Annotated in this window: 22 protein-coding genes and 1 other RNA gene; 16 read left to right on the top strand and 7 right to left on the bottom strand. The window is 46.3% G+C overall.

The features are described 5' to 3' along the window. Positions 1-24: 24 nt before the first annotated feature. From AC58UX_RS25170 to ssrA, 10 genes are all read left to right on the top strand, one after another. The gene (locus tag AC58UX_RS25170; RefSeq protein ID WP_497257833.1) at positions 25-1,206 is read left to right on the top strand and encodes a phosphoglycerate kinase; all 1,182 of its coding nucleotides are present in this window, start codon (positions 25-27) and stop codon (positions 1,204-1,206) included. Between the two features lie 33 nt (positions 1,207-1,239). Further along, positions 1,240-1,992, top strand: coding sequence for a triose-phosphate isomerase (gene tpiA, locus AC58UX_RS25165; RefSeq protein WP_497257831.1), 753 nt, complete (start codon positions 1,240-1,242; stop codon positions 1,990-1,992). 1 nt (position 1,993) lies between these two features. Then, positions 1,994-3,532, top strand: coding sequence for a 2,3-bisphosphoglycerate-independent phosphoglycerate mutase (gpmI, locus tag AC58UX_RS25160; protein WP_497257829.1), 1,539 nt, complete (start codon positions 1,994-1,996; stop codon positions 3,530-3,532). Positions 3,533-3,569: 37 nt separating this feature from the next. Then, positions 3,570-4,862, top strand: a complete 1,293-nt coding sequence (gene eno / locus AC58UX_RS25155; protein ID WP_056611239.1) for a phosphopyruvate hydratase — start codon at positions 3,570-3,572, stop codon at positions 4,860-4,862. 88 nt (positions 4,863-4,950) lie between these two features. After that, positions 4,951-5,661 carry a M50 family metallopeptidase gene (locus AC58UX_RS25150; protein WP_497257827.1) on the top strand — a complete coding sequence of 237 codons (711 nt, stop codon included), beginning with the start codon at positions 4,951-4,953 and terminating at the stop codon, positions 5,659-5,661. 104 nt (positions 5,662-5,765) lie between these two features. Next, complete coding sequence (gene secG, locus AC58UX_RS25145) at positions 5,766-6,002, top strand: preprotein translocase subunit SecG (RefSeq protein WP_056611230.1); 237 nt, start codon at positions 5,766-5,768, stop codon at positions 6,000-6,002. A gap of 82 nt (positions 6,003-6,084) precedes the next feature. Then, on the top strand, positions 6,085-6,885 hold the full coding sequence (locus AC58UX_RS25140) for an alpha/beta hydrolase (protein ID WP_497257906.1): 801 nt from the start codon (positions 6,085-6,087) through the stop codon (positions 6,883-6,885). A 27-nt stretch (positions 6,886-6,912) separates the two neighbouring features. Continuing rightward, positions 6,913-9,906 carry a ribonuclease R gene (gene rnr / locus AC58UX_RS25135; protein WP_497257825.1) on the top strand — a complete coding sequence of 998 codons (2,994 nt, stop codon included), beginning with the start codon at positions 6,913-6,915 and terminating at the stop codon, positions 9,904-9,906. Positions 9,907-10,003: 97 nt separating this feature from the next. Further along, the gene (gene smpB / locus AC58UX_RS25130) at positions 10,004-10,486 is read left to right on the top strand and encodes an SsrA-binding protein SmpB (RefSeq protein ID WP_028555549.1); all 483 of its coding nucleotides are present in this window, start codon (positions 10,004-10,006) and stop codon (positions 10,484-10,486) included. 170 nt (positions 10,487-10,656) lie between these two features. Next, positions 10,657-11,021: a transfer-messenger RNA gene (gene ssrA / locus AC58UX_RS25125) on the top strand. 243 nt (positions 11,022-11,264) lie between these two features. Here ssrA and AC58UX_RS25120 read toward each other — a convergent pair. From AC58UX_RS25120 to AC58UX_RS25090, 7 genes are all read right to left on the bottom strand, one after another. Next, the gene (locus tag AC58UX_RS25120; RefSeq protein WP_497257822.1) at positions 11,265-11,933 is read right to left on the bottom strand and encodes an ion channel; all 669 of its coding nucleotides are present in this window, start codon (positions 11,931-11,933) and stop codon (positions 11,265-11,267) included. A gap of 163 nt (positions 11,934-12,096) precedes the next feature. After that, positions 12,097-12,492 (bottom strand): VOC family protein, encoded by a 396-nt coding sequence (locus AC58UX_RS25115; RefSeq protein WP_497257820.1) that lies wholly within the window; start codon positions 12,490-12,492, stop codon positions 12,097-12,099. Between the two features lie 457 nt (positions 12,493-12,949). Then, a complete protein-coding gene (locus AC58UX_RS25110; protein ID WP_497257818.1) occupies positions 12,950-13,852 on the bottom strand; it encodes a family 43 glycosylhydrolase in 903 nt (300 codons plus the stop codon). Between the two features lie 39 nt (positions 13,853-13,891). Beyond that, positions 13,892-15,535, bottom strand: a complete 1,644-nt coding sequence (locus AC58UX_RS25105) for an extracellular solute-binding protein (RefSeq protein ID WP_497257816.1) — start codon at positions 15,533-15,535, stop codon at positions 13,892-13,894. 107 nt (positions 15,536-15,642) lie between these two features. Beyond that, positions 15,643-16,518 (bottom strand): carbohydrate ABC transporter permease, encoded by an 876-nt coding sequence (locus tag AC58UX_RS25100; RefSeq protein ID WP_497257814.1) that lies wholly within the window; start codon positions 16,516-16,518, stop codon positions 15,643-15,645. A 12-nt stretch (positions 16,519-16,530) separates the two neighbouring features. Then, positions 16,531-17,433: an ABC transporter permease gene (locus AC58UX_RS25095; RefSeq protein ID WP_497257812.1), complete on the bottom strand. Its 903-nt coding sequence runs from the start codon at positions 17,431-17,433 to the stop codon at positions 16,531-16,533. Between the two features lie 185 nt (positions 17,434-17,618). Further along, on the bottom strand, positions 17,619-19,844 hold the full coding sequence (locus AC58UX_RS25090; RefSeq protein ID WP_497257810.1) for a helix-turn-helix domain-containing protein: 2,226 nt from the start codon (positions 19,842-19,844) through the stop codon (positions 17,619-17,621). A 128-nt stretch (positions 19,845-19,972) separates the two neighbouring features. Between AC58UX_RS25090 and AC58UX_RS25085 the strand changes: the two genes are divergently transcribed. From AC58UX_RS25085 to AC58UX_RS25060, 6 genes are all read left to right on the top strand, one after another. After that, on the top strand, positions 19,973-21,628 hold the full coding sequence (locus tag AC58UX_RS25085) for a hypothetical protein (RefSeq protein ID WP_497257808.1): 1,656 nt from the start codon (positions 19,973-19,975) through the stop codon (positions 21,626-21,628). A gap of 57 nt (positions 21,629-21,685) precedes the next feature. Continuing rightward, on the top strand, positions 21,686-22,498 hold the full coding sequence (locus AC58UX_RS25080) for a helix-turn-helix transcriptional regulator (protein WP_497257806.1): 813 nt from the start codon (positions 21,686-21,688) through the stop codon (positions 22,496-22,498). A gap of 127 nt (positions 22,499-22,625) precedes the next feature. Next, positions 22,626-23,636 (top strand): ABC transporter substrate-binding protein, encoded by a 1,011-nt coding sequence (locus AC58UX_RS25075; RefSeq protein WP_497257804.1) that lies wholly within the window; start codon positions 22,626-22,628, stop codon positions 23,634-23,636. Between the two features lie 221 nt (positions 23,637-23,857). After that, a complete protein-coding gene (locus tag AC58UX_RS25070) occupies positions 23,858-24,814 on the top strand; it encodes an ATP-binding protein (RefSeq protein WP_497257802.1) in 957 nt (318 codons plus the stop codon). Positions 24,815-24,842: 28 nt separating this feature from the next. After that, positions 24,843-25,712 (top strand): tetratricopeptide repeat protein, encoded by an 870-nt coding sequence (locus tag AC58UX_RS25065; protein WP_497257800.1) that lies wholly within the window; start codon positions 24,843-24,845, stop codon positions 25,710-25,712. 104 nt (positions 25,713-25,816) lie between these two features. Next, positions 25,817-26,392: a TerD family protein gene (locus tag AC58UX_RS25060; protein WP_497257798.1), complete on the top strand. Its 576-nt coding sequence runs from the start codon at positions 25,817-25,819 to the stop codon at positions 26,390-26,392. The last annotated feature ends 70 nt before the right edge of the window (positions 26,393-26,462 follow it).

Below are 26,462 nucleotides of genomic sequence, written 5' to 3'. Positions count from 1 at the left end.
ACCGACTTTTAGGAGGCTTTTACGATGAATAAGAAAAGTGTTCGCGATGTTGAAGTAGCTGGTAAAAGAGTATTTGTTCGCGTTGATTTCAACGTGCCTGTAGAAAACGGTCAAATCACCGACGATACACGGATCAGAGAAACACTTCCTACGATTAAATTCTTAGTAGAGCAAGGCGCTAAAGTTATTCTTGCAGCGCATTTTGGTCGTCCAAACGGACAAGTGGTGGAAGAGCTTCGTCTAACACCAGTTGCTGCGAAATTGGCTGAGCTTCTTGGTCAAAACGTAATCAAAGCGGATCAATCCGTTGGTGAAATCGTGAAAGCACAAGTGGATGCGCTTGAAAATGGCGACGTTCTTTTACTTGAAAACGTTCGTTTCAACGAAGGTGAAGAGAAAAATGATCCTGAGTTGTCCAAAGCTTTCGCGGATCTAGCTGATCTGTTCGTAAATGATGCTTTCGGTGCTGCTCACCGTGCACATGCTTCAACTTCAGGCATCGCAGCTTATATCCCAGCGGTTTCTGGTCTTTTGATGGAGAAAGAGCTTGATGTTCTAGGTAAAGCGCTGAACAACCCTGAGCGTCCTTTCACAGCTATCGTTGGCGGATCCAAAGTAAAAGACAAAATTGCTGTTATTGAAAACCTCCTGAACATTGCAGACAACGTCTTGATTGGCGGCGGTCTGTCCTATACATTCTTGAAAGCACAAGGCTATGAAATCGGTAAATCACTTTTGGATAACTCGAAACTTGATCTAGCACTTAGCTTTATTGCAAAAGCAAAAGAAAAAGGCGTGAACTTCCTGCTTCCAGTAGATATCGTTGTTACGGATAAGTTCAGCGCAGATGCGAACACGCAAATCGTTGACATCGACAGCATTCCTGCGGATTGGGAAGGCATTGACATCGGACCGAAAACGCGTGCACTGTACGCAGACGTTATCGCGAAATCCAAGCTGGTTGTTTGGAACGGACCGATGGGCGTATTCGAAATCGAGCCTTTCTCCCACGGTACACGTGCAGTAGCGCAAGCTTGTGCAACAACTGAGGGTTACACAGTTATCGGTGGTGGCGATTCCGCTGCAGCAACAGAGAAATTCCACTTGGCTGAGCAAATGAACCACATGTCCACAGGCGGCGGCGCTTCCTTGGAGTTCATGGAAGGTAAAGCATTGCCAGGCGTTGTAGCACTAAACGATAAATAAGACATTATTTTTCTATAAAAAGGAGTCCTAACAATGAGCAGAACACCGATTATCGCGGGTAACTGGAAAATGTTCAAAACCGTTTCCGAAGCGATCAGCTTCGTGAATGAAGTAAAAGGCAGCACAGTGGCAGGCGTGGAGAGCGTAATTTGCTCCCCATTCACGAACCTTCCTGCACTAGTTGAAGCTACTAAAGGTACTGACGTTCATGTTGGCGCACAAAACCTTCACTTTGAAGATAATGGCGCGTTCACAGGTGAAATCAGCGGCGTGATGCTGAAAGACCTTGGCGTTGAGTATGTGATCATCGGTCACTCCGAGCGTAGAGCTTACTTCGCTGAGTCCGACGAAATCGTGAACAAGAAAGTCGTTGCGGCGTTTAAACACGGCTTGAAACCAATTCTTTGCGTAGGCGAGAAGTTGGAAGAGCGTGAAGCGGGTCAAACGAAAGACGTTTGTAAAGTACAAACAGAAGCAGCTTTCGCTGGTCTTAGCGCAGAGCAAGCAGCACAAGTCGTTATCGCGTACGAGCCAATCTGGGCGATCGGCACAGGTAAATCTTCAACAGCTGAAGATGCACAAGACGTGATCGGTTACATCCGTACATTGGTGAGCGGACTTTACGGCGCAGCTGTTGCTGACGTAGTTCGCATCCAATACGGCGGCAGCGTGAAGCCGAACAACATTGCTGAGTACATGGCACAGCCTGACATCGACGGCGCACTTGTAGGTGGAGCGAGCTTGGAGTCCGCTTCCTACATTCAACTCGTCCAGGGGGCGAAGTAACATGTTCAGACCGAAACCGGTAGCACTCATCATTCTGGATGGCTTCGGACTCCGCTCGGAAGAGCAGGGGAATGCGGTTGCTCATGCGAATAAACCGAACTACGACCGTTACTGGTCGACGTTCCCGCACACAACCCTCACTGCTTGCGGTGAGGCTGTAGGTTTGCCAGAAGGTCAGATGGGGAATTCTGAAGTAGGACACCTGAACATCGGCGCAGGACGTACTGTGTATCAGGATCTGACGCGGATTTCAAAATCGATTCGTGATGGCGAATTCTTCGATAATGAAACGATTGTTGGCGCACTTCGTCATGCCAAAGATAACGGCAAGAAGCTTCACCTATATGGTTTGCTTTCTGACGGCGGCGTACACAGTCACATTCAGCATTTGTTTGCGCTGCTCGACTTGGCGAAAAAAGAAGAGTTCAGCGAAGTATACATCCACGCATTCTTGGATGGCCGCGACGTAGCTCCTGATTCTGCTAAGGGGTATATGGAAAGCCTGCTGAACAAAATCAAAGAAGTCGGCGTAGGTAAAATCGCGACTGTACAAGGTCGTTATTATGCGATGGATCGCGACAAACGCTGGGAGCGTACGGAGAAATCCTACCGCGCGATGGTGTACGGCGATGGTCCAACGTATACGGATCCGATGCAAGCGATCGTAGAATCCTACGAGAAATCCGTGTATGACGAATTCGTTATGCCAACGGTTATCGTTGGTGATGACGGTCAGCCGGTAGGACTAGTAGAATCAGGCGATGCTGTGATCTTCTTTAACTTCCGCCCTGACCGTGCGATTCAGCTGTCCCAAGTCTTCACGAATGAAGACTTCCGTGGCTTCGATCGTGGTCCTAAAGTAGCTAAGAACCTCTACTACGTGTGTCTGACGCTGTTCAGTGAATCCGTAGACGGTTTCGTAGCGTACAAACCGAAAGATCTCGACAACACGCTTGGCGAGGTGTTGGCTCAGAACGGTTTGACGCAGCTACGCGCTGCTGAGACGGAGAAGTATCCGCACGTAACGTTCTTCTTCAGCGGTGGTCGTGATGCTGAATTACCAGGCGAAACTCGCTTGCTAATTCCTTCACCGAAGGTTGCGACTTATGATTTGCAGCCTGAGATGAGCGCGTACGAATTAGCGGATGCAGTGGTTAAAGAAGTAGAAGCAGAGCGTCATGATGTCATCATCTTGAACTTTGCCAACCCTGATATGGTAGGTCACTCAGGTTTGCTGGAGCCAACGGTAAAAGCGATTGAAGCGACAGACGAGTGTCTTGGTAAAGTGGTAGAAGCGATTCTAGCTAAGGGCGGCGTAGTTTGCATCACAGCGGATCACGGAAACGCAGATGTGGTAACGAATGCAGACGGTTCGCGCAACACAGCACATACAACGAATCCGGTGCCTTTTATTGTGACGGACAAATCTGTTACACTAAGAGACGGCGGTATTCTGGCAGATATTGCTCCAACGATGCTAGACTTCTTAGAAGTAAAGCAGCCGGAGCAAATGACCGGGGCAACAATTTTAAACAAGTAAGAACTAAATTCATATTATTAAAGGAGTGTTTTTCACAATGACAATTATTTCTGATGTTTACGCACGTGAAGTATTGGATTCCCGCGGTAACCCAACTGTAGAAGTAGAAGTATACCTTGAGTCCGGCGCTTTCGGCCGTGCTATCGTTCCTTCAGGCGCTTCCACAGGCGCATACGAGGCTGTTGAGCTTCGTGATGGTGACAAAGGTCGTTACCTTGGTAAAGGCGTTCTGAAAGCTGTTGAGAACGTAAATGAAATCATCGCTCCTGAAATCATCGGTCTAGACGCACTTGATCAAGTTGGCATCGACAACAAAATGATCGAGCTTGACGGTACACCTAACAAAGCTAAACTAGGTGCTAACGCAATTCTAGCTGTTTCCATGGCTGTTGCTCGCGCAGCTGCTGACGCTTTGGATGTGCCATTGTACGTTTACCTTGGCGGATTCAATGCTAAAACTCTTCCAGTTCCAATGATGAACATCATCAACGGTGGGGCACATGCCGACAACAACGTTGACGTTCAAGAGTTCATGGTTCTTCCTGTAGGCGCTCCAACATTCAAAGAAGCTCTTCGCATCGGCGCTGAGATTTTCCATAGCTTGAAATCCGTATTGAAAGAAAAAGGTCTTAACACAGCAGTTGGCGACGAAGGAGGATTTGCTCCTAACTTCAAATCCAACGAAGAAGCAATCACAACAATCCTTACAGCTATCGAAAACGCTGGTTACAAACCAGGTGTTGACGTATTCTTGGGTATGGACGTTGCTTCCACTGAGTTCTTCAAAGACGGTAAATACCACCTTGAAGGCGAAGGCAAATCCTTCACATCCGCTGAGTGGGTTGACTTCTTGGCTGCATGGGTTGATAAATACCCAATCATCACTGTTGAAGATGGTTGCTCCGAAGACGATTGGGAAGGTTGGAAATTGCTTACTGAGAAATTGGGTAACAAAATTCAACTCGTTGGTGACGATCTGTTCGTTACGAACACTGAGCGTCTATCCAGAGGGATCGAAGAAAACATCGGTAACTCCATCTTGGTTAAAGTTAACCAAATCGGTACACTTACTGAGACTTTTGATGCGATCGAAATGGCAAAACGCGCTGGTTACACAGCAGTTATTTCCCACCGTTCCGGTGAGAGCGAAGACAGCACAATCGCTGATATCGCGGTTGCTACGAACGCTGGTCAAATCAAAACAGGTGCTCCGTCCCGTACGGACCGTGTAGCGAAATACAACCAACTTCTTCGTATCGAAGACGAGTTGTTCACTGTAGCTCAATACGCTGGTAAAAAAGCATTCTACAACTTGAGAAACTTCAAATAAGTTGTTTCGTATACTAATTAAATAAGACCATAACGAGCAGGTGATGATGTCACCTGCTCGTTTATGTAATCAGGGGGGCGTCGATTGTATGAGCAACTGGGTGAAAACTATTTTATTTCTAATAGGTTCGGCGGTGCTCATGCACTGGCTCCCTTCTTCCTTTTTCCGGAACCTAGACACGATGGTGCATGAGTTCGGGCACGCGGTCGCAACCTTGGCGCTGTCGGGTAAAGTTATGTATATTGAGCTATATAGGGATCATAGTGGCGTTACGTTATCTACGATGACGAAGTCATGGGCGCTCATCCCCGTATCCTTGGCAGGCTACATGACGGCTTCACTATTCGCTTGGTTTTTATTCTCGGCTTACGCCAGAGGAAAGCAACGGCTTGGCCTGCAGGTGACGGCTGCGGTGTCTATTCTGTCCTTGGTGCTGTTCGTACGTAATGGGTTTGGGGTTATGTTCTTGGCGGGTTTTATTGTTCTGACGGTTGTCGTGCTGGCGCTAACGCCGAAATGGCTGCGTGACTTCTACTACCTGCTGCTTGCCTTCTTATGTCTGGAGGAGTCAGTGTTCGGTCCAGCCTCTTTGATCGTATATGCGATGCAAAACAGCCAGAAAGCTGGTGACGCGAGCAACTTGGCGCTCCATACAGGGATACCAGCCATCGTATGGGCCATCGGCTTTACTCTATTCGCACTATGGTGTGCGAAGGGAGCTGTGAGTGCCTTTCTGGGCCGTAGTAAGCGAGCGAAACGAACGAGTCGACCTACGGCCATGTCTTCCTACCGCGAGTAGGTGTGGATGCTATGCCTAGCCTTTTTGTTGTATTCGTGGACGAACTATGTTAAAATACTCATGCTAGTTGTATAAGGCAAAGAATAGGCAATTGGGGTGCTAATATGTTAATCTTTATGAAAATTTTGTTAATCATAGCTTCGGTTGGATTAATCGCGATTGTCCTTTTACAAAAAGGGAAAAGCGCAGGCTTGTCCGGTGCCATTTCCGGTGGCGCAGAACACTTATTTGGTAAACAAAAAGCTCGTGGTTTGGAACTATTTTTGTCGCGCGCAACAATGGGCCTTGCTGCTGCATTCTTTATTCTTTCCATTGTCGTAGCCTACGTAGTGAAGAGCTAACACACATAAAACGATAACAGCAGGGGAACTATACTCCTGCTGTTTTTTCATTTTCGCAAAAGTGTTGGTGAAAGGATGAGTCATCATTATCGAAGAACGGATTTATAAGTCGACAGAGCCCTTCTACTGGAATGGTCATGGCGAGAAACAAGGAACGGGCATTTTGATGATTCATGGCTTCACAGGATCTCCTTCGGAATTCAGAAGAATTGGCTACGTTTTGCGAGACGAGGGATACACGATTCAAGCGGTCAGATTGCCAGGGCATGGCACTTCGCCTGAGGATATGAGACGCACTGGATGGACGGATTGGTATGGGCATGTGCTGGAGAGTTACGACGAGCTTGCCGCTCGTTGTAAGCGAGTTGTGATCATGGGACATTCCATGGGCGGTTTGCTCGCTTTGAAGTTAGGGGGAGAACGCGCTGCGGCGGGTATCATCTCACTGGCAACACCTTTTTTCTTTACGACAAGGAAATTGGCGCTAGCAGGGGTTATGCAGTACGTAATGCCTTACATAGAAAAGAAACCCAAGAAAATCTCCACATTGTTAGACGAGTCATGTGCATATACCAAAACGCCGATTCGCTGTGTTGTCAGCTTAAGAAAGCTAGTTAAGGAAGTAAAGAAATTACTACCGCGGGTAGATGCCCCGATCTGGATCGGGCAAGGAAATAAGGATGGCGTCGTCCATCCTAGCAGCGCAGCGTTTATACAGAATCGTGTCGGATCACAGGTATCGGAATTGCATTTTTATAAGGAATCCTCCCATGGTTTATTGCTGGATCAAGAGCGGGAGCAGATCTATGCGGATATTTCTGCGTTTATCCTTTCGCTGCAAGTGGCATACTATGGAGTAAGGGACATGAGAACGGCGGACTAGAACAACAACAAGAAGGTGAATGAATACATGATAAAAGAAAATGAAATTATTAGTTTAATGCAAGAAGAGGCTTATAAGCCTATGTCCTATAAAGAGCTTGAGAAGCATTTCGGGGTTGGCAGCGCGAATGAGTTTAAAGATTTTATTAAAATGCTCAATGCATTAGAAGAACGTGGTCTTATCGTAAGGAGCCCCAATGATCGTTATGGCGTCCCGGAACGGATGAATTTGGTGCGCGGTAAGCTGCAGGCTCATGCGAAGGGCTTTGCATTCTTAATACCTGATGACCGTGAGCATCCGGACGTGTACATCAATGCCCACGACCTGAATACCGCGATGAACGGCGATATTGTTTTTGTGAAAATCACCGCGCGCAGCCAAGGCGGCGGCCGTCTGGAAGGCGAAGTTGTGCGTGTGATTACGCGGGCGAACTCGCAGATCGTAGGTGTTTTTCAAAGTCAGGAAACGTATGCGTTCGTTATTGCGGATGATAAACGGATGACGAGAGATATTTTTATCCCGCAGCATGCTTTTATGGGAGCCGTCTCAGGTCAGAAAGTCGTTGTGAAGATCGTGAACTATCCGGAAGGACGTTCCGCGGCTGAGGGTGAAGTTATTGAGATTCTGGGTCATAAGGATGATCCGGGTGTAGATATTTTGGCTATTATTCGCCAGCATCAATTGCCTGAGGCTTTCCAAGCGGACGTATTGGCGGAAGCAGACGCGGCACCAGATTCGATTACAGAAGAAGAAATTATCGGGCAAGGCCGCCGTGATCTTCGTGGCAAAACCATTGTGACGATCGATGGTGAGGATGCGAAGGATTTGGATGATGCAGTCAATGTGGAGCTGTTGGAAAATGGTAACCTTCGCTTAGGCGTGCATATTGCTGATGTGAGCTACTATGTGCGGGAAGGTACGGCGCTTGATATTGAGGCTTACAATCGCGGATGCTCCGTCTATTTGACGGATCGAGTGATTCCGATGCTGCCGCACCGTTTATCGAACGGAATATGCTCCTTGAACCCGCGTGTTGACCGCTTGACGATGTCTTGTGAGATGGAATTTGACCAAGATTTGAAGGTTGTTAATCATGAGATTTTTACGAGTGTGATTCGTACGAGCGAGCGCATGACTTACACGAATGTACGTAAGCTGCTAACTGGCGAGGCTGAGCCTGAGATCGTCCAAAAGTATGCGTATTTGATGGATGATTTCAAACGTATGGAAGAACTCGCAGCTAGACTGCGTTCGAGACGGATGAAGCGTGGAGCGATTGATTTTGACTTTGAAGAGTCTAAAATTCTGGTAGATGAGAACGGTAAGCCTACGGATATAGTCAAAAGAGAGCGCTCTGTCGCAGAGATGATGATCGAAGAATTCATGCTAGCCGCGAATGAGACCGTTGCTGAGCATTTTACTTGGCTAAAAGTTCCTTTCCTGTATCGTGTGCATGAAGACCCGGATTCTGAGAAGTTGATGAACTTTATGGAGTTTGTTACGACGTTCGGGTATGCAATGCGAGGAGGCAAGGGCGGAGCTATTCATGCGAGTTCCTTGCAAGCCCTTCTTGAGGATATCAAAGGATCACCGGAAGAGAACGTGATTAGTAAAGTGATGCTGCGCTCGATGAAGCAGGCTAAGTATGATGCGCAGAGCTTAGGACATTTTGGGTTGGCGGCGGAGTTTTATTCCCATTTTACGTCTCCGATTCGTCGTTATCCGGATTTAGTTATTCACCGTGTGATTCGCGAGGTTCTAGAAGGCGGCGGTGCTTTATCCGATAAGCGTCATGATTATTTGGCATCTCGGATGACTGATATTGCGCAGCAATCTTCTGAGCGGGAGCGCATTGCGGTTGACGCCGAACGTGATACGGAAGCTTTGAAGAAAGCACAGTACATGCTGGATAAAGTCGGAGTAGAGTTCGAGGGAATCATTTCGAGCGTGACTGGTTTTGGTATGTTTATTGAGCTGGACAATACGGTTGAAGGCTTAATTCGTTTGAGTGATTTGACGGATGATTACTACAATCATCACGAGAAACAACATGCGCTGATTGGTGAACGCACATCCAAAATTTATCGACTCGGTGACAGTATCAAAGTGCGGGTCGCTCGCGTGAATATGGATGATCATACGATTGATTTTGAACTGTTGGATATGAAGCCCCGTAAAGAGGGTGGATATAACCGCGGCGGTGGTGGCGGAGGCAAGTTCAGTGGTGCAGGCGGGTTTAAAGGCTTCCGTGGTAAACCTGGTGCTGGAGGAAAAGATAAAGGCGGATCCGATAGAGGCAGAGGTAAATCCGACGGAAGACCCGAGAAGGGCAAAGGCGGTTATAAAGGTAAGGGCGGCTTTGCGAAGACGCAGCCTGTTGTTGGGCAGGGCGAGGGAACGCAAGGAGTTAAAGATAAAGGGAAAAAAGGTAGTCGTGCCGATCATGCTGCTGCTCGTCGGATTGAGATGGCGGCTCGCCGGAAGGCTGAGGCTGGCGGCGGAGTCGAAGGAACGGCAGGAACAGAGCAAAATGCAGGTGGTAGAAGATCCAGAGGTAGAGGGCAAGATGGGGCTAATGCTGGAGGCGTCGAGGGAACAGCAGGAGCAGAGCAAGGCCGCAGAAGATCTAGGGGCCAAGGAAGCGCTGAGGGCTTTACTGGCGGAGATGGCAAAGCGGAGAACATTTCAGGCATTGGAACCGGAGGGTTCCAGGGCGCGGGTCAAGGTCAAGGGAAATCGCGCCGCGGTAAGGGTGGCAGTAAGCCTTGGAGCGACAAGCGCGGCAAAGGCGGCAGCTTGAGCCAGCGGCTGCAAGCTGTCGGTGCAGGGCGAACCGAAAGCGGGGTTAACCGCGGCGGCGACCGTGGGATTTCGCTGGGTAGCGGAGCTCCAGCGGGTGGTGGCGGTGGCGCTGCTCCGGAGCGCAGCGGCATTGATTGGGCGAGCGGCGTGAACGCGCTCGCCAAGGGTGGTCGTCGCCGGAGCGACGACGGCGATGGCAGCAAGAAGCGGAGGAGATAGACGCCGGTTCTTGCTTTTCGGGCTTGATCTTGCTACAATAGGTTGCACATTGTAGCAAGATTTACCTGCATTTTCGCGTGCGGGAGGAGGATCTCACGTGGCAACTAAGAAAGCTGATGGCAAATTGCTCGCCCAGAATAAAAAGGCTTCACACGATTATTTCATTGAGGATACGTATGAATGCGGTCTTGTCCTGACCGGCACGGAGATCAAATCCTTACGGGCAGGTAAAGCCAATATTGGAGACAGCTTTTCGACGATTCGGAATGGCGAAGCTTTTGTACACAATATGCATATTAGCCCTTTTGAACAAGGGAACCGCAGTAATCCCGAAGATCCAACTCGGACACGGAAGCTGCTGTTGAAGAAAGTGCAAATTGCCAAGATATTAGGTCAAGCGAAGCAAGAAGGGTATACCGTTGTTCCATTAAAGGTGTACATCCGGAATGGTTATGCGAAGCTATTGATTGGTATTGGTAAAGGGAAGAAGCAATACGACAAGCGCGAATCTGCTGCGAAGAAAGACGCACAACGCGATATTCAACGCGCATTGCGTGAGAAGCAGAAGATTGCAAGGTAGTTTGATTGTATTGGAAGGTAACACCTTGTCTTCCATGAACCTAGTGTTCCTATTTCTCGTACTTATGGTATACTAATAACTGTAACGAAGAGATTTCAAGTGCAAGTGTAACTTGGCTCTACAGCTTGTCCTTTAACCTTCACCGTCTCTGGCGGTTACGAAGGCAATCCGGGGGTGTTCTTGGATTCGACGGGGATAGTTTGAGCGCGGGTTGCGGGTAGTGGGGCCGCGTCCACTATAAAACGCTAAAGCCTATTAAATGGCAAAACACAAAACAACTACGCATTAGCAGCTTAATAACCTGTTAGCGTGCTTCTACTCAGCATCGCCCATGTGACTGGGATAGGGGCTCAACTATAGTGGGATACGGCGTTTCGGTCTCCGCCTGGGGTCGACGTAAGAAGATAATCAGGCTGACCCGAAGGGAATCCGGTTACGGGGAGTTCCTAGGGTGACATCAAAACTGTGACTACACCCGTAGATGCCTGTGTGGCAATATTTTCGGACAGGGGTTCGACTCCCCTCACCTCCATACAAAAAAAAGGGACACCCTGAGGGGTGTCTTTTTTTTTTTTGGTCGGTGAGTCTAGGGAGTTGAATCCCTTGAGGGTTCGCCCGCGCGGACTGGAGCGTGAGCGGCATTGAAATGTACCGCTAGGGTTGTCGTCGGTGAGTGGGCTTCGGAGTAATTAAAATGAACATTTCAATACTCCCCTCACCTCCATACAGAGAAAAAAGCACCCGCTGAGGGTGCTTTTTTCATCTACATCACAAAACATTATTCACTCAAACTTTTTTCAATTGCTCTTTCATTTTTATCAAGTGTAGCAGGTTTGGGAAGTAATCCTACGAATCTAGCAAGTGAAATCAATGTCATTAATAATCCAACTAAGGATTGAGCTATAATAATTCCCATGGCTTTATTATTATCAATGTTAAAATTGGGGGGACCGAATGTAGTCATTGTTACAAAACTCATATAAAAAGCTTGAACTAAGCTGCCCTTTCGTTCAGCAACATCAAACCACTGAATGAGAACTAAATAGGAAAAAGTAAACCAGAAAATGATTTCAATAAAATTGTGCAGTAAACAAATAACAGTTCTTCTATAGCTACGAACGTTAGGTCTAACCTGGTAACCATCGACTAAAATAACTTTTGTCTGATAGACGAAGATTTCAAACACTCTCAAAATCCCATAGTACAGTAGTATGTCTTTTAAAAGTTCACTATTACTGTAACGCGAGACGATCACTGCCACTAGTAAAAGTAGAGTGTGTCCCATAACCCAAATGTCTACAAACATAAATTTCTTGTGTTCTGTCCATTTTAATCGACTAATTACATATCTCATTAGTAGATCGAATAAGGAGATTCGAGATAGTGCTAGTAGAATTACTTCCCAAACTTTAACAATGAGCATGAAGTCCTTTTCTTGTGTGGTCACGCTGCTTTCTCCCCTCGTGATTATCTTCTTATTAGAGATTACAATGAATTGGGGATAATTTCTAATACTTTTAATACTTTACTCATCTCCAACTATGAAAAAAGCCATCCAATCATTTATGATTAAGGACGGCTTTTATGTACATATGTAAAAAAAGAATCTACTATTTCGCATTTACATCTGGCTGATGAACGCCAAAAATGTTCCCTTCGGTGTCTGTGTAATACCCCTGCCACGCCATGCCAGGCAGTGCATGCTTCGGCAATGCGATTGTGCCACCGAGATTAAGAATTTTAGCTTCAGTAGCATCGTAGTCTCCGACGCCCATTGTACATGCGAAGCCATTCACGGCTTGGCCTGGTTGTGGGGAAGCGCCACGACGTTTCACTAAAGCTCCATTAATACCAAGTTGATCGGCATCGCCCGTCACAGCGCCAAAATAAGGCATGCCCGCATAAGAACTCCAATCCTCAAATGTCCATCCAAATACCTCTCCATAAAACTTCTTAGCACGCTCCATGTCATCGACATGAATTTCGAAATGAATTAATCTTCCCATATTTTCCTCCTATAAATTGGCTTTGCTACTTCTTTCTTCTATCATCGTCTCTTTTCCTTCTTGGGATACGCTGCGATATGCAAAAAAGAAAGAGAAGCAATAAAAGTTTAAAATGAAATGAAAAAGGAGTTAAAGCGGTTTGTCAGCGCTTAACTCCTTTATTTTTTTGCTATTGGCTTCTCCTTCTTCTTTAAAACAGCCCTCACTGACCAGATCAAGACCATTAGTCCGACTTTGCCGAACTAATCTCCGTGTCACCGAGGTTAAAACGTGATTAGTCTGACTTTGCCGAATTAATTCACCTAAACTGGGCCGCACGAGTGGAAAACGGGCAAATAGTTAGGCAAAATCTAACTATCGGTCCTCCTCCCAGGAGAAAACCCGGGTTTAGTTCAGCAGAATCGAACTAACGCTGAAGGGAGCCCCGCGACCTTTTCGGGAGTGCCCCGTCCTCAACTCATTTAACCCTTGGAACAAACCCATCCCAAACAACTTCCACATTAGACAAATACCACGTCTTACCATGATCATTATTCCCTTGATAAAACAGATAAGTCCTGTCATCCTCATCCGTGAACAGGAAGGGATGTCCCGATTCGCTGGAGTTCCAGCTGCCCTCAGCGCCGTTCGGCAGGAACGGCTCATTGAACAGCCGCTCCCAGCGGATGCCGTCATCGCTTATGGCACAGCCGATCTGCTGAGGCCAATTGTTGTAGGCGCCGGCATAGAACATGATCAGTTTGCCGTCCCGCTTGCACATGGCGGCTGCTTCGATGCATTCGCCCTCCCATGGCAGCTCGGGCTTCAGGATCGTATCGTCGCAGGCTTGGGTCCAAGCCTCGCGGCTGAAGTCCGAATCCAGCGGAGCGGTGGCAACGCCTTGTATTTGAATCAGGCCCAGCGGATCACGTGTTGCAAAGTAGAGGAACAGTTTGTCATCATGAATAACGACGTCGGCGTCAATCGCCCGGCCATTGTTCCACGCCCCCGTTGGTGCAAAGATAGGGTTGGTTTCATTTCTAGTGAAGTGAATCCCGTCATCGGAAATCGCGTGGCAGATGGCATCCTTCGGGAAGTTGCCATAGGTTTGGTAGAACAAATGAATCCTGCCGTCAAGAACGATCGCACCAGGGGCACACAGACCGTTAGCCTCGCAGCTTTGTTCAGGCGTAATCTCCCCAACGCGCTCCCATTTCTCCAAGTCAGAGCTGGTAGCGATACCGATGGCCAAGCCATCCTGCTCCCGGCCGTCGCCATAAGCGGAGATGGAGTAATACATCCAATATTGTCCGTTAAATTTAACGACCGCGGGATCCTTCGAGAAAGCTCTTCCTCGAGAGGTGTCTGCAAAATACATCATGGGGTTGCACTCTCTTTCTTCTTGGTTTTCTCAGATGGTTTAATTCTTCACGAACTTCATCATATCCGCTGCAAGGAAAGCTTTATCCTTTTGTTCGGCATACCATTTGCTGTAGAAGTCTTCGAGCTGCTTGCCGCCTTGCTCTTCCCACATTTTCTTAGCGTCCTTCATCGCTTGCTCAACGGTATAACTGGAGCCCGAAACGATAGACTTATTGTAGATATCGCCAACTTTGGCCGTATTCGTTAAAGCGGTTTGCAGATCGCCTGGTAAGGAAGGGAAATGCTCAGGATGTGTAACTGGAGCGTACTTGACATCAGATGCCAGATTCGCTTCATTGTTTTGAACAATGATATCGATAAACTCCTTTTCAACGGGTATATCTGGATTTAATTGAGCTTGCACCTTAGCGCAATCGCCCATCTCGATTTGCTGCAGCAGAAGCTGGAAGTCAACGTTCCAGGCCAGCTCGGTTTTGTACTTCTCTGGATCCTTCTGCACTGGGCAACCGTTTTTGCCGAGGGTGTAGTGAACGTTCTCGAAGCCGTAGCGGAACGCCTTGGCGGATTCGTCCGAAGCCATGAAGTCTACATATTTCATAGCGGCTACAGGATCTTTAGCCGAAGCGTTGATCACCGTAGTCATTTGCACCGGGTTATTGAGGCCAGCAGCGAAGCGTCCGTACTTGCTTTGCGGCATCTTGATGGCGGTTACTTCTGCGGTAGGAACATTTTTCTTAAGCGGCTCGTAGTACGTTTTGGAATTGATGACATCCACCGTTCTGCCGACGAATATACCGGTTTTGCCGCTAACCCAGTCTTGAATCGATTTCTGACCATTCTTATCGGCTAAGAAATCTTTATCCGTCAAACCGCTGTCATAAATGAGCTTCTTAAAAGTAAGGGCGGCTTCAGCACGTTCCCAATCCTTAATCATTTTGCCGTTATCGATAACCCAGCCGACGTTTTGGAACATGGTGTCGACGACAGCGCCGGTTTCAGAGCTTAAGGCGATACCGTAGGTATCTTTTTTACCGTTGCCGTCCGGATCCTGCTCGGCAAAGGCTTTAGCTACCTGGAACAGCTCCTCGGTCGTCTGAGGAACCTTGAGGTTCAGTTTCTTCAGCCAATCCGTGCGGATGAATAAAGCTTGGAAGCCGGCAAGCCTTGAAACGCGACCGAATTCATACATTTTTCCATCGGGCTTTGTTGCCACTTTTTTCAGTTCCGGATATTTCTGCAGCATTTTCTTATAGACGGTGCTGTTCTTCTCGATTAAATCATCAATCGGTATAATTTGCTTGCTGGCATATAGTTGATTGCGGAAGGGAGCATCAAATTCGTGAATGACATCAGGTGCTGAGCCAGAGGCAAACAAGACGTTCAGCTTCTGTACGGATTCACCACGTGGAATCGGAACGAACTTGACATCAACCGGTCCTTTTTCGTTGACGTATTGGGTCCAGTTATTTTTCTCTACATTCCCGACCTGTTGAGGGACAGTTCCCCGGTCATAAAAGGAAACTGAAATTGAACCTCGTTTGGTGGGGGAAGCCTTCGCTGAATTTTCCTCACCTGAGCTGGTGCTTGCTTGCTCTTTGGAACAAGCTGCTAATAGGCCGGCTAAGGCTGCAACAACTGTGAGACTGAGTACAGCAGTCTTTTTCTTATTGACGTTACCCATAGATTCAAACCTCCTGAATGAATTATAAATTCGATAATGTCCCCTGAATTCCTGTTATTTTACCCCAGCCGCCCGTCACCCCCTCAACGTAATACACAATCTGTAGATCAGCCTTTAATGGCCCCCAGCATAATGCCTTTGACAAAATGCTTCTGAACAAACGGATAGACGATAAGCATAGGCAACACCATGGTAATAATCCCTGAGGCCTTGATCGCTTCCGGTGTCAACATAATTTGGTCGGATGAACTACTCTGATTCAGCTCCGCCAGCAGTGACTGGCTCTGAACCATCTGTTGGACGAGTACGGCCATGTTGTATTTACTGGTGTCATTGATGTAGATCAGCACGTTAAAGAACGCGTTCCAGTAACCTACTCCATAAAACAAACTGAGTGCGGCAAGGACCGGAACGGAAAGCGGAAGCACGACCTGTGCCAAATACCGCCATTCCCCACAGCCGTCCATCTGAGCAGCTTCATCCAGCTCTGCCGGAATATTCTTGAAGAAGGTCATCATAACCAGCATGTTATATGCGCTGACCAAGCCTGTGAACCAGACCGCTCCGTAGGTATTGATAAGTCCTAAAGACTTTACAACTAGATAGGTTGGAATTAAGCCGCCGCCGAACATCATGGTGAACACAATAAACAAGGTGAAGAAGCGGGCACCGATAAAATAATCTCGGGATAACGGATAAGCGGCTGCAATGGTAAACACCATACTAAGCAGCACACCCGTCAAGGTGAGCACTATACTATTTTGAAAAGCTCCTCCCATATTCGTACCGGTGAATAGAGCCTTGAAGGAATCGACTGACCATCCTACCGGCCATAACGAAACTACGCCCGAGGCGACTGCTTGCGAATCGCTGAGTGACAGCGAAATCAGATGAATCAACGGCAGCAGGCAGCTGAGTCCCGCAATGGTCAGAATTGTGTAATTGAAGCCGTAAAATAACTTTTCACCCCATGTATCTCTCATGCAAGTAACCTCCTACCATAAGCCTTTATCAAATTTCCGAGCGATTCCGTTGGCACTTAATATGAGCAGCAGTCCGACTATGGACTCGAACATGCCTAAGGCGGCCGATAAGCTGAACTGTGCCCCCATCAGACCCACCTTATACATGTAGGTGCTAATGACTTCCGCGATTTGGGTTACCGTCGAGTTCTGCAGCATATAAACTTGATCGAAACCGACTTCCATCACACGGCCCATGGATAAAATGAACAAGATGACAATGGTTGAGCTGATGCCCGGAATGGTGACGTGGACGATCTGCTTCCACTTGCCGGCGCCGTCCAGCTTGGCTGCTTCATACAAGGATGGATCAATGCTGGTCAGAGCGGCCAAATAGATGATGGCGCTAAAACCGGCCTCCTTCCAGATGCCTGAACTTACGAAGATGGCCATCCAAGTGCTCTCTACATATAGGAATGGAAAAGGCTCCCCTGTTATGCTCTGTAGAACATGATTGATAATGCCTGATTCCTGTGAAAATACAGTTAAGACAATGCCCCCGACAATAACCCAGGAGAAGAAATGGGGTAAATAAACCAACGTTTGCACGGCTTTTTTAAACCACATCCGCCTAGCCTCATTAAGCAGCAGCGCTAGGATAATCGGGAACGGAAAGCCAACGAATACATTAAGCAGGCTAAGCACGATCGTATTCTTAATAATAGAAAGCGTTTGCGGATTATGAAAAATTGTCTTGAAATGTTTCAAGCCTACCCAAGGGCTATTCATGATGCCATCCATGAAATTGTAATCCTTAAAGGCAATAATCAATCCGAACATAGGAGCATACTTGAAGATTAGAAAGAAAGCTAAAACAGGAAGAAACATCGTGTATAAAGGAATATTGCGCTTCCATCGTTTCTTCGTTAAGATCATCGGGCTCACCTCAACCTTGCATCAATTTGTGTATGGTTGAACTATAGTACGGCTCAGCAGAAGCGGCAATTTACATGTTTCCCGACATAAACGGGAAGTACACAAACAGCAAAAAGCCCGCTCTCGGTCCGAGAGCAGGCAATCATGAATCGCAATAAACTATTTTCGCATATAAACAATTTGGTTCAGGCTTGGCCGTACGTTTTACGAAACTCGCCCGGTGTTTGGCCTACGATTCTTTTGAAGGTGCGGATAAACGATATAGCGTTGGTATACCCGACTTGATCTGCAATCTCTTGAATGGAGAAGGCGGAGTTAAGCAGCAGCAGCTTCGCCTGCTCGATTCGAATGGACGTTAGATAGTCCACGAATTTCTCCCCGAACGTCTCTTTAAACAGCTTGCTCACGTAGCGAGGACTCAGCCCAAATTCATCGCTCAGATGCTGGAGGGACAAATCAGGATTAGCTTGATTCACGGTAATATATTCTTTGATCTTCACGATCAGCGAGTAGTTCGATTGATCATCGCGCCAGCTCGAGATGCCTGTGTTCAATTGCTCGAACAGCTCGGTCAACGGCGCTTCAATGCCCGCAACGGTATCCATTTGTTCAATACATTCATTCATGGCAGTGATAATGTTGTCCAATTGAAGAACCGATGAGGCATCTTCCAGCTTCTGCAGCTCCTTCTGAACATGAAAGACAAGGTAGCTCAGGATGTTCTGAACCTCTTCTTTCGAGATCAGGTTTTCTTTTAATCTGGCGAAAATTTCGTTTAAGTGACTTTGCCAATCCTGCCCCAATTTAAATTGCTGGGTCAGTGATTTGGTCATCTGCATCAACGGGTAAATATCCTCGCGAGGCGCTGCTTGAATTTCCCAATGTCCTATGATGCGGTTGGACCCAAGAGAGGATTTATAATTAAGCGCTTCGTGCGCCATCTCGAAGGATGCGGTTAATTCAGAAGGATCGTCTACCTCAGAACCCATCCCGACAGTGACGGTAAACTGCAGGTTTTCCTCCACCCACACTCTTAAGGCATCATAAATGTCGAACAAGAAGTCCTTGGCTTGAAGCCGTTGATCCTTCATAAGACAAATGGAGCACAGCTGGTTGGCATCGCGCCATTCGCTCCACACGTAAACTGGTGCCCCGGAGGACATCTCTCCTATGACGTTATTAAGCACATACTTGAACAACTGCTGGTCGCGGTGGGAGTAAGTTTTCATATAATCCGCATATTTATCCAGCTCTACAATGACGACAGTTAGGCTGATGTAATCGTGGGGCAGCTCTAGCTGTTCCATCTCGCTCTTCCAGTATTCTTCGGAGATAGACCGCTCACCGTCCACCAACTCACGGAAAAACAGCTTACGCCGGTAAATTAAGTCCTCTTTGTGCTGTTTCGCATAGTCGTTCGATTGCTCAATTAGCTTGTCTAATGCCGACATAATAAAATTAAATTCTTTGGGCCCTTTTTTAGGTGCTGTTTTCTTATTAAGCTGCAGCGAGTAGGAGTCGATCTTATCGATAATCGTTTGAACCGGCTTATAATTCCGATGGGTTACAAAGGTGAGCCAACAAATGCCTATCACAATCGCAAGCAAGCCGATGATGGTCCACGTATCCGAGAACACCGATAGGAATTGCATAGAAACGGAATCCTTAAGACCTGTGACCGTTACCCAGCCTGTATAAGCGGACCTTTCTTTATGAACGGAGTCTGCTGACAGGAAGGAGGGATTTTGCTCGGAAAATGGTCGGCTGTCCGCATCCAGCAGCTGCACATTACTCATTTTGGCATCGATGGCTTCTTCAATCATATTGTAAATATTGCTTGTCCGAACATTAGCCACAATAATGCCTTGATCCTTGAGACTGAGTGGAACCTGCTGTGCAATCGTGACTACACTGGTCGCATTCATATCTTGAAATTCCTTGTAAGCCCTAGGGGCGCTCCAACGATAGGGAGAAGGACGGTTTTGCACATTTTCAATAAAAGGGCGGTCGAGAAATTGGCTTTTCTTAAAAACGGTATTCTTGGTAATAACCTCATCCGTCATCTTATTGTAGACGTAGACATCGTTTAAGTAAGGAAACATATTGGACATATCGCTTAGTTTTTTGGAGATTTGATAGGCTAGGAAGGGTTCGATTTCTTGTTTGGCATCGTAAAACATTTTGATCTTCTCATCGGTAAGCAGCTCATTCAGGATCACATATTCGGTCAGCTGCAGAGAGGAATCGATATTCCGGCTTATATGCTGGGCGAGCAATTCATTCGTGCGTTTGATCTGATTTTGTGAGGCATGATTGATTTTTACGTAGAAAATGACGATGAGGAGAGAGATAATCACGAAAAATATCGGCGTATAGGAAAGCAAAATGCGGTAAAATAGCGAGTTTTTCAAGTGGCTACCTCCAGACGGGTGTGAGTTCTACATCTGTAATATCACATTAGTTTGAGGTTGACAAGGAATAGATTCTTCTCCAAAGGAATATTAGTTTATTGAACTTAATGAGTATGTGGGGGGTTCATATGGATCAGAATACACCGAATGAAAGAAGCTCGAGGTTGCTTCAATTGTTTTCCTCCTTGCATAAACATCATCGTTTGCTTTTGATATATGGGCTCATTCAGCTAGTAGTATGCATGATCCTTTCCGCTTTTCTTGGAGAAGTTGGGGGACGTATTTCTCTTTCCATATTGAGTGAGAATGATGAAATTAGCCACTCACCACTCATTATTTTATTAATTACGTATCTGTTTATTAGCTCAATTATCTATATCTTAGCGGGAGTAATGTGCAGTAAGATCTGGCACTGGCTGTTATGGCGTGGAAAAAAAACGAAGCCGCAATACCCTGAATATAAGCATATTTGGATTGTTTCTCTTTGCGTACTTTCTGTAGGTTTCTTGGTGACAGTACTTGTAATACGCGCTCTAGGCTTAGGTAATTTTCCGGGGTTATATTTCCTTAGTAATCAGTTAATTGTTGTAACTTTCTTTTTGATAGTACCTCTATTATTACTATCTGGATTGGACCTCGCAGAACTATCCGAGACGATCTCCAGCAAGCTCAGTGCAACTATTACCAAAATAGGTGATCGATGGGCTGTTATTGTTCTCTTGGCGGTTTCTCTAATGAAAGTAGGATATTACGTTTGGAGGAGCGGGAATGGTAAACTCATTCTGGATAGCAGTTGGATTGCATTGGTTCTGTTCCTTATAGTTCTGATTGGTTGTGTGAAGTTCATCCCCAGACATTTACTTGATTTTTCGCCTCAATTTAAGCATTGGCTCCTCCTCGCTGGCCTTATACTGCTTGTTCCTACTTTTGCAATCATGACGATTGGAATTACTGGAAAATCTATAGATGGAAAAATACTGGGGGAAATTCTCGGTGGTTCCATAGGCCCGATTTGGCTTATTTCGGCTGTCATCCTAGCACTTGTTTTCAAAGCGTATAAATTTGCATATTTCGCAGCACTATCTGGAAGCTGGGTACTACTAAGCCTAGGTTTTAAATCCTTAAGTTCACTGGTGTTGGGACATCAGGGGCAGGGCATTGATCTATGGGAGTTGGACGCTGGAATGGCGGTCCTCTTTGTCGTATGGAGTAGTTATCTATTAATTAAAAGAAAAACCTCCAGATTTATATCCCTTGCGCTTACAGTGACTTTCTTTCTGAATTGTGGATATGTGCTGGATCTATTCATGAACCACAAGATTGCCGTGGCGGATCTTTATTTGTTCCTGCAAGCGATGATATACCTGTTTGTTCGTCAGCTCATTTTTAAGAAGAAGCATGCTTGGCCGAGTTATCTTCTATTACTTGTGGTAGCTGGTATTCTGGTTCAGAGTGTCTGGCATTTGAATATTCCCGATAATATAGCGAATCTGGTTGAAAATTTAGTAATTGCCATTGCTCTTATATGGGATCTGTTGTCATTTGAAAAGCGAGCGGGTGGAGCAGGCGCGGGACGGCTTTTTCTCTATTGGGGTTATGTGACGTGGTTGGTTGCCCAACAGATCTATGTCGCCCAAGCCGGTAAAGCAAGCGACTCGCTAGCACTTGAACCATTGATTATTTTTGGCTTTGTGATTTTTGGCATGCCGCGAGTCTTTCAGTTATTTATATTGGAAATGAATCGTTTATCTCACAAGGCAAAAGAGGCCCCAATCGAACATTGAGCACCCCCCACTTCTAGTTTACAATAAGGAAAAAGTCTTCATCACAGGGGGTTCTGTATGGATCATCAGTACGATGCGTTAGCCGCCTTTTTCCTACAGGTGCCTATAGATATATATGGTGTATACCAATCCATTGTTCGGGAAGGGATGCATCAAGGACATAAATCGCAGCCTACGACCAAAAGCGCGATACTCATCGCGCTCAAGGGCGAAGCTGATTTTATTTATGACGGCATCAGCTATACGATGAGCCCGGGGAAAGCGATGATCGGCGGGTATAATCGTCATTTTGAGATGCTCGTACATACGGCCGAGTTTGAGTATTTTCTCGTTCATTATTTGCCGGTAGCCCCTGATCAGGAGCAGTCGCTGCTTGTAAGAGAGGTTCACCTGCTTCATATCGAGCTGGATGCGACGCTGCTGCAAGTCATGAAGCAATTAAGGCGATATGCCACGGAGCTGGGCCATATTGAGCTGCTAGAGAAGAAAACGTTATTCTACCAGCTGGTGAATAAGACGTTGACGTACGAACGCTATTTGCAAAATAGTGAAAGTCATTCGATGATGGAGCAGACGATCGAGTACATCCGGCAGCATTATATGGAGCCAATCACGTTGGAGAGCTTAGCGGAGCAGCATCAAATGAAGGCGAAATATTTTTCGCATATCTTTCAGAAATATACCGGGACAGGCCCTATCCATTATCTGATTCAATACCGGATGAAGGTGGCTTATGAGCTGTTGATGACGAGCCCTTTTTCGGTACGAGACATCGCGGGAAGTGTGGGTTATTCGGACGCCTATTACTTTAGCAGGTTGTTCAAAAAGCACTATGGCATGTCGCCGACTTCACTCAAGATGAGTGAATGAAGAATAAATCCATCCTGTCATCGGGAAATTATCTATTTGCAGCAAGTTAATCACGGTGGTAAGATTATCTTCGATAATGATAATCGTTATCAGTTAAATATCGGGATTAACGAGAGGAAGATTTATGATGAAAAAACGTGTTATGCCACTGATGAGAACAGGGATTATGCTGGTGGCTATCCTTTTACTAATTAGCGCCTGCTCCAGTGCGGGGAAATCGACTAGTGGGAGCGCTAGTCCGGCCGCGACGACTGCACCAAGCGCATCGCCAGCGGGGGCAAGCTTTCCAAGAACGGTAGCCAGTGCTAGCGGGCAAGTAACAATTGCTAAAAAGCCGGAAAAAGTAGCCCTCATCCATTGGGGATTAACCGAGGACCTGTTGAGTTTTAACATTCCATCGATTGCTATTGCGCTTCCTTTTACCGAAAAGCAATCACAATTAGGCAGTGAATTGTACAAGCCGTATACGAGCAAATTTAAAGAAGTTAAGTTTGTTGGTGAGAATACGGAAGTTAATTTGGAAAAATTACTGCAATACGGACCTGATCTCATCATCGCTGGTACGGAAACTAACAAGAAAGTAATTGATCAATTGTCGATGATTGCGACGACGGTTGTTCTCGATGAAACGAAGATTGATGTTTGGAATGACTGGCCGGGCGTTATGACCAAATTCGGTGAAATGCTGGGTCAAGAGGATGTTGCGAAGCAAGCGATCGACAAGTTCTCAGCGACGTTCAATCAAGCCAAAGATCAGCTGAAAAGCGTAGAAGGAAACGTTGTCTATGCACAGGTTAGGGAAAAAAATATATGGCTGCAGGGCACCCAATACGCTGGTCATTACTACGAGCCGCTGGGCCTGAAGGCGCCGGAGCAAGCGAAGGGCGAGGGCGCAGAGCTTAGCCTGGAAGGCTTAACGAAGATTAATCCAGATCATATTTTCCTAGGATACTTTAATTACACCGATAAGTCTCTGCCAGCTCTAGCGGACGAATGGGAGAAATCCGACGTGTGGAAATCGCTCAAAGCTGTGAAGCAAAATCATGTGTACAAGATTGACGGTTCGATTGCCTTTGGATACGGTCCGATCAGTAGAGCGTACGGCGTCGATGCCATTGTAAAAGCGCTCAAAAAGTAGTCGCGGCACCGCTGCGCACCATCATAACGAGAAAAAGTACCCTCCTTGGGTGCTTTTTTCTTATTCCTTTTTGCCCACCCCAAAATAAGTGCTCATTTATTCAATTCTAGTAGCAAGGGTAAGTTTAGTAGCCCGCTAGGAAGCAAGTTTTCGGCAATCAGAGAGTAACAAATCTAATAAAATATGGTAAACTAGTTTCACGAAGTAAGGGGGAGAATGGTATGTCCGATCATGATGAGTTTACTGAAAAAAGGCGTAATAAGTTGAAGCTGATTCATTTTAGCAAAGACGATAAAGCTTTGATTGAGTCAGATAAACCGAAGGAAACATTTGCCGATGTCGGTGGATTGGACGATGTGAAGAAGAAAATCCGAATCAATTTTATTCTTCCATTGCAAAAACCTGAACTGTTCGCTGCTTACGGTAAGGAGGCAGGGGGGAGTCTTCTATTGTTCGGGCCTCCAGGTTGTGGAAAGACATTTTTGGCACGTGCAATAGCAGGGGAAATTAATGCCAATTTTATGCATATAGAACTGCAAGCAATTCTCTCGATGTATGTAGGGCAAAGTGAGCATAACTTGCACGATTTTTTTGAAAAAGCGCGGGAAAATAAGCCTTGTGTCATTTTTATAGATGAGCTTGATGCGATGGGAGGGAGCCGTCATCAGATGCGGCAGCATCATGACAGAATGCTTGTCAATCAATTGCTGCTTGAATTGGACGGACTACAGGCCAAGAATGACAACGTATTTGTTATCGGAGCAACCAATACACCTTGGTATCTAGATTCTGCGTTGCGTCGGCCGGGCCGTTTCAATCATTTAGTATTCGTACCGCCGCCAGAAGAAGCAGAACGTGAGACAATACTGGGCTTGAAGCTTTCTGGAAAGCCGATGGATGGCCTAAATTTATCGAAACTTGCTGCGGAGACGAAGTTATTTTCGGGGGCGGATCTAGAGCAAGTGGTGAAGGACGCTGTTGAATCCGCGATGGAGCGTACGTTGGAATCGGGCGAGATCGAGCCAATTACACAGGAAGATATGCGAAGGGCGGCAAAAGCCAGGAAGGCAACCACACTGGACTGGTTCTCTACCGCTAAAAATTATGCTACGTTCAGCGATGTTAACCGTGATTATCAAATCGTAATGGATTATATCAAAAAGCATGGGATAAAGTAGGAAGATCGGGAGTAGGAGGCCTTTGGCAATGGAAAGGTTGTCTAATCAAGCGACTTTTGCAGCAGTACATCAGCTCATGCAATGGAAGCGTTATAAGGAAGCTTTAAAAGAAGCTGAACAATTATTGCGTGAGACACCAGAAAATCCAGACAGCAGCGCGCTGATAGCCCATATTTATTTTCATATGGAAGAATACGAGAAGGCGTTGTATTGGACGAAGGAAACACTAACCCTTGACCCAGAACATGAATTAGCTTGGTATGTGCGTGTTGGTGTTTATTATGAAACCGGAAAAGAAAATGAGTTCAATGAAAGCGTACAGGAAGCCTTAAGGATTGATCTTTACGAACCTCAGTATTATTTCATGAAAGCGAATAGGTTGAATAAGAAGGGGAAGTATGCGGAGTCTCAGATGCAGCTTATGCATGCGTTGGAGATTAGGCCTGATTCTCCACTTTATTTAGCGACACTTAGTTATACAGAAGCGCTGCTTGGCAATTATGAAGAGTCAAGGCGGCTGGATCGCCAAGCTATTCAGTATGACGCCGAGAGTCCATACGTGCTTATCTATTTAGCATGGGCGGCTGGGGAACGCGGGGATTATGATCTAAAAGAGACCTATATGCGTAGCGCGGTTCGATTAGATCCTGAGAATAAACAAATTCAAGATGAATATCTGGCTGCACTTCAGCAGAGTCATAAAGTGTTGCGTCTATTTTTATGGCCGGCACAAATCTTGCGGAAGCTGAAGCCCTGGCAAATATTAGTTTCGTGGGTTGTCGTTTGGTTATTATTTAAGTCGCTTATTTTACTTTTTATTGCACTTTATGTCATCACGCATTGGGTGACAAAAGGCATAGTCCACGTGCGTGTTTTCGGATGGAGACGTCGTAGTTGAGTAGTGAGATTAGCATCATTGCAGATAAGGTAGGCAACCCTATATACTGGTTTTAGAGGCCGACGATTCAATGTTCATTATATGATCTGAAAGGTGAGATGACCATGTCGATTGATTTATCCAAAGGTCAACGCATTGACCTAACCAAAACAAATCCAGGTCTAACGAAAATCATTGTAGGACTTGGCTGGGATACCAATAGATATAATGGCGGTGGAGATTTCGATCTCGATGCTTCTGCGTTTCTTCTTCATGAAGATGGCAAAGCAAAGTCAGCTGCTGATTTTGTGTTCTATAATAACCTCAAAGCTTATGATGGCGCTGTCGTTCATACAGGTGACAATCGTACGGGCGAAGGCGATGGTGATGACGAGAAGATTCTGATCGATTTCTCTAAAGTTCCTGCCGCGATCACTCGAATTGGCATTACGGTTACCATACATGAGGGACAGCAACGTTCCCAAAATTTTGGACAAGTTAGCCATGCATTCGTAAGGGTCGTGAATGAAGCTAATAAGAATGAGATTCTTCGCTACGATTTGGGGGAAGATTTTTCAATAGAAACAGCTGTTGTCTTCTGTGAATTTTATCGTCATGGCAGCGACTGGAAGTTCCAAGCGGTTGGCAGTGGGTTCGCAGGCGGTTTGGCCGCACTAGTTACGAATTATGGCTTAAGCTAGAAATTAGCTTGTGTAGGGTGGTTGCCTTCTCGGGGCCACCCTTGCATCTTTTAATATAGAAGGGGGAAGT

Source organism: Paenibacillus sp. J22P90 (genome assembly GCF_059692195.1).
The sequence above is the reverse complement of the archived record's forward strand: the minus strand, read 5'-3'. Positions and strand labels throughout refer to the sequence as shown.

Excerpts from the sequence above, each read along its gene's own strand:
- eno (WP_056611239.1), top strand. The coding sequence starts at position 3,570 with ATGACAATTATTTCTGATGTTTACGCACGTGAAGTATTGGATTCCCGC.
- rnr (WP_497257825.1), top strand. The coding sequence starts at position 6,913 with ATGATAAAAGAAAATGAAATTATTAGTTTAATGCAAGAAGAGGCTTAT.
- gpmI (WP_497257829.1), top strand. The coding sequence starts at position 1,994 with ATGTTCAGACCGAAACCGGTAGCACTCATCATTCTGGATGGCTTCGGA.
- AC58UX_RS25100 (WP_497257814.1), bottom strand. The coding sequence starts at position 16,518 with ATGAGAGATACATGGGGTGAAAAGTTATTTTACGGCTTCAATTACACA.
- AC58UX_RS25070 (WP_497257802.1), top strand. The coding sequence starts at position 23,858 with ATGTCCGATCATGATGAGTTTACTGAAAAAAGGCGTAATAAGTTGAAG.
- AC58UX_RS25105 (WP_497257816.1), bottom strand. The coding sequence starts at position 15,535 with ATGGGTAACGTCAATAAGAAAAAGACTGCTGTACTCAGTCTCACAGTT.
- AC58UX_RS25150 (WP_497257827.1), top strand. The coding sequence starts at position 4,951 with ATGAGCAACTGGGTGAAAACTATTTTATTTCTAATAGGTTCGGCGGTG.
- AC58UX_RS25060 (WP_497257798.1), top strand. The coding sequence starts at position 25,817 with ATGTCGATTGATTTATCCAAAGGTCAACGCATTGACCTAACCAAAACA.
- AC58UX_RS25080 (WP_497257806.1), top strand. The coding sequence starts at position 21,686 with ATGGATCATCAGTACGATGCGTTAGCCGCCTTTTTCCTACAGGTGCCT.
- AC58UX_RS25110 (WP_497257818.1), bottom strand. The coding sequence starts at position 13,852 with ATGATGTATTTTGCAGACACCTCTCGAGGAAGAGCTTTCTCGAAGGAT.
- AC58UX_RS25065 (WP_497257800.1), top strand. The coding sequence starts at position 24,843 with ATGGAAAGGTTGTCTAATCAAGCGACTTTTGCAGCAGTACATCAGCTC.
- AC58UX_RS25085 (WP_497257808.1), top strand. The coding sequence starts at position 19,973 with ATGGATCAGAATACACCGAATGAAAGAAGCTCGAGGTTGCTTCAATTG.
- tpiA (WP_497257831.1), top strand. The coding sequence starts at position 1,240 with ATGAGCAGAACACCGATTATCGCGGGTAACTGGAAAATGTTCAAAACC.
- secG (WP_056611230.1), top strand. The coding sequence starts at position 5,766 with ATGTTAATCTTTATGAAAATTTTGTTAATCATAGCTTCGGTTGGATTA.
- AC58UX_RS25095 (WP_497257812.1), bottom strand. The coding sequence starts at position 17,433 with ATGATCTTAACGAAGAAACGATGGAAGCGCAATATTCCTTTATACACG.
- AC58UX_RS25075 (WP_497257804.1), top strand. The coding sequence starts at position 22,626 with ATGAAAAAACGTGTTATGCCACTGATGAGAACAGGGATTATGCTGGTG.
- AC58UX_RS25115 (WP_497257820.1), bottom strand. The coding sequence starts at position 12,492 with ATGGGAAGATTAATTCATTTCGAAATTCATGTCGATGACATGGAGCGT.
- AC58UX_RS25170 (WP_497257833.1), top strand. The coding sequence starts at position 25 with ATGAATAAGAAAAGTGTTCGCGATGTTGAAGTAGCTGGTAAAAGAGTA.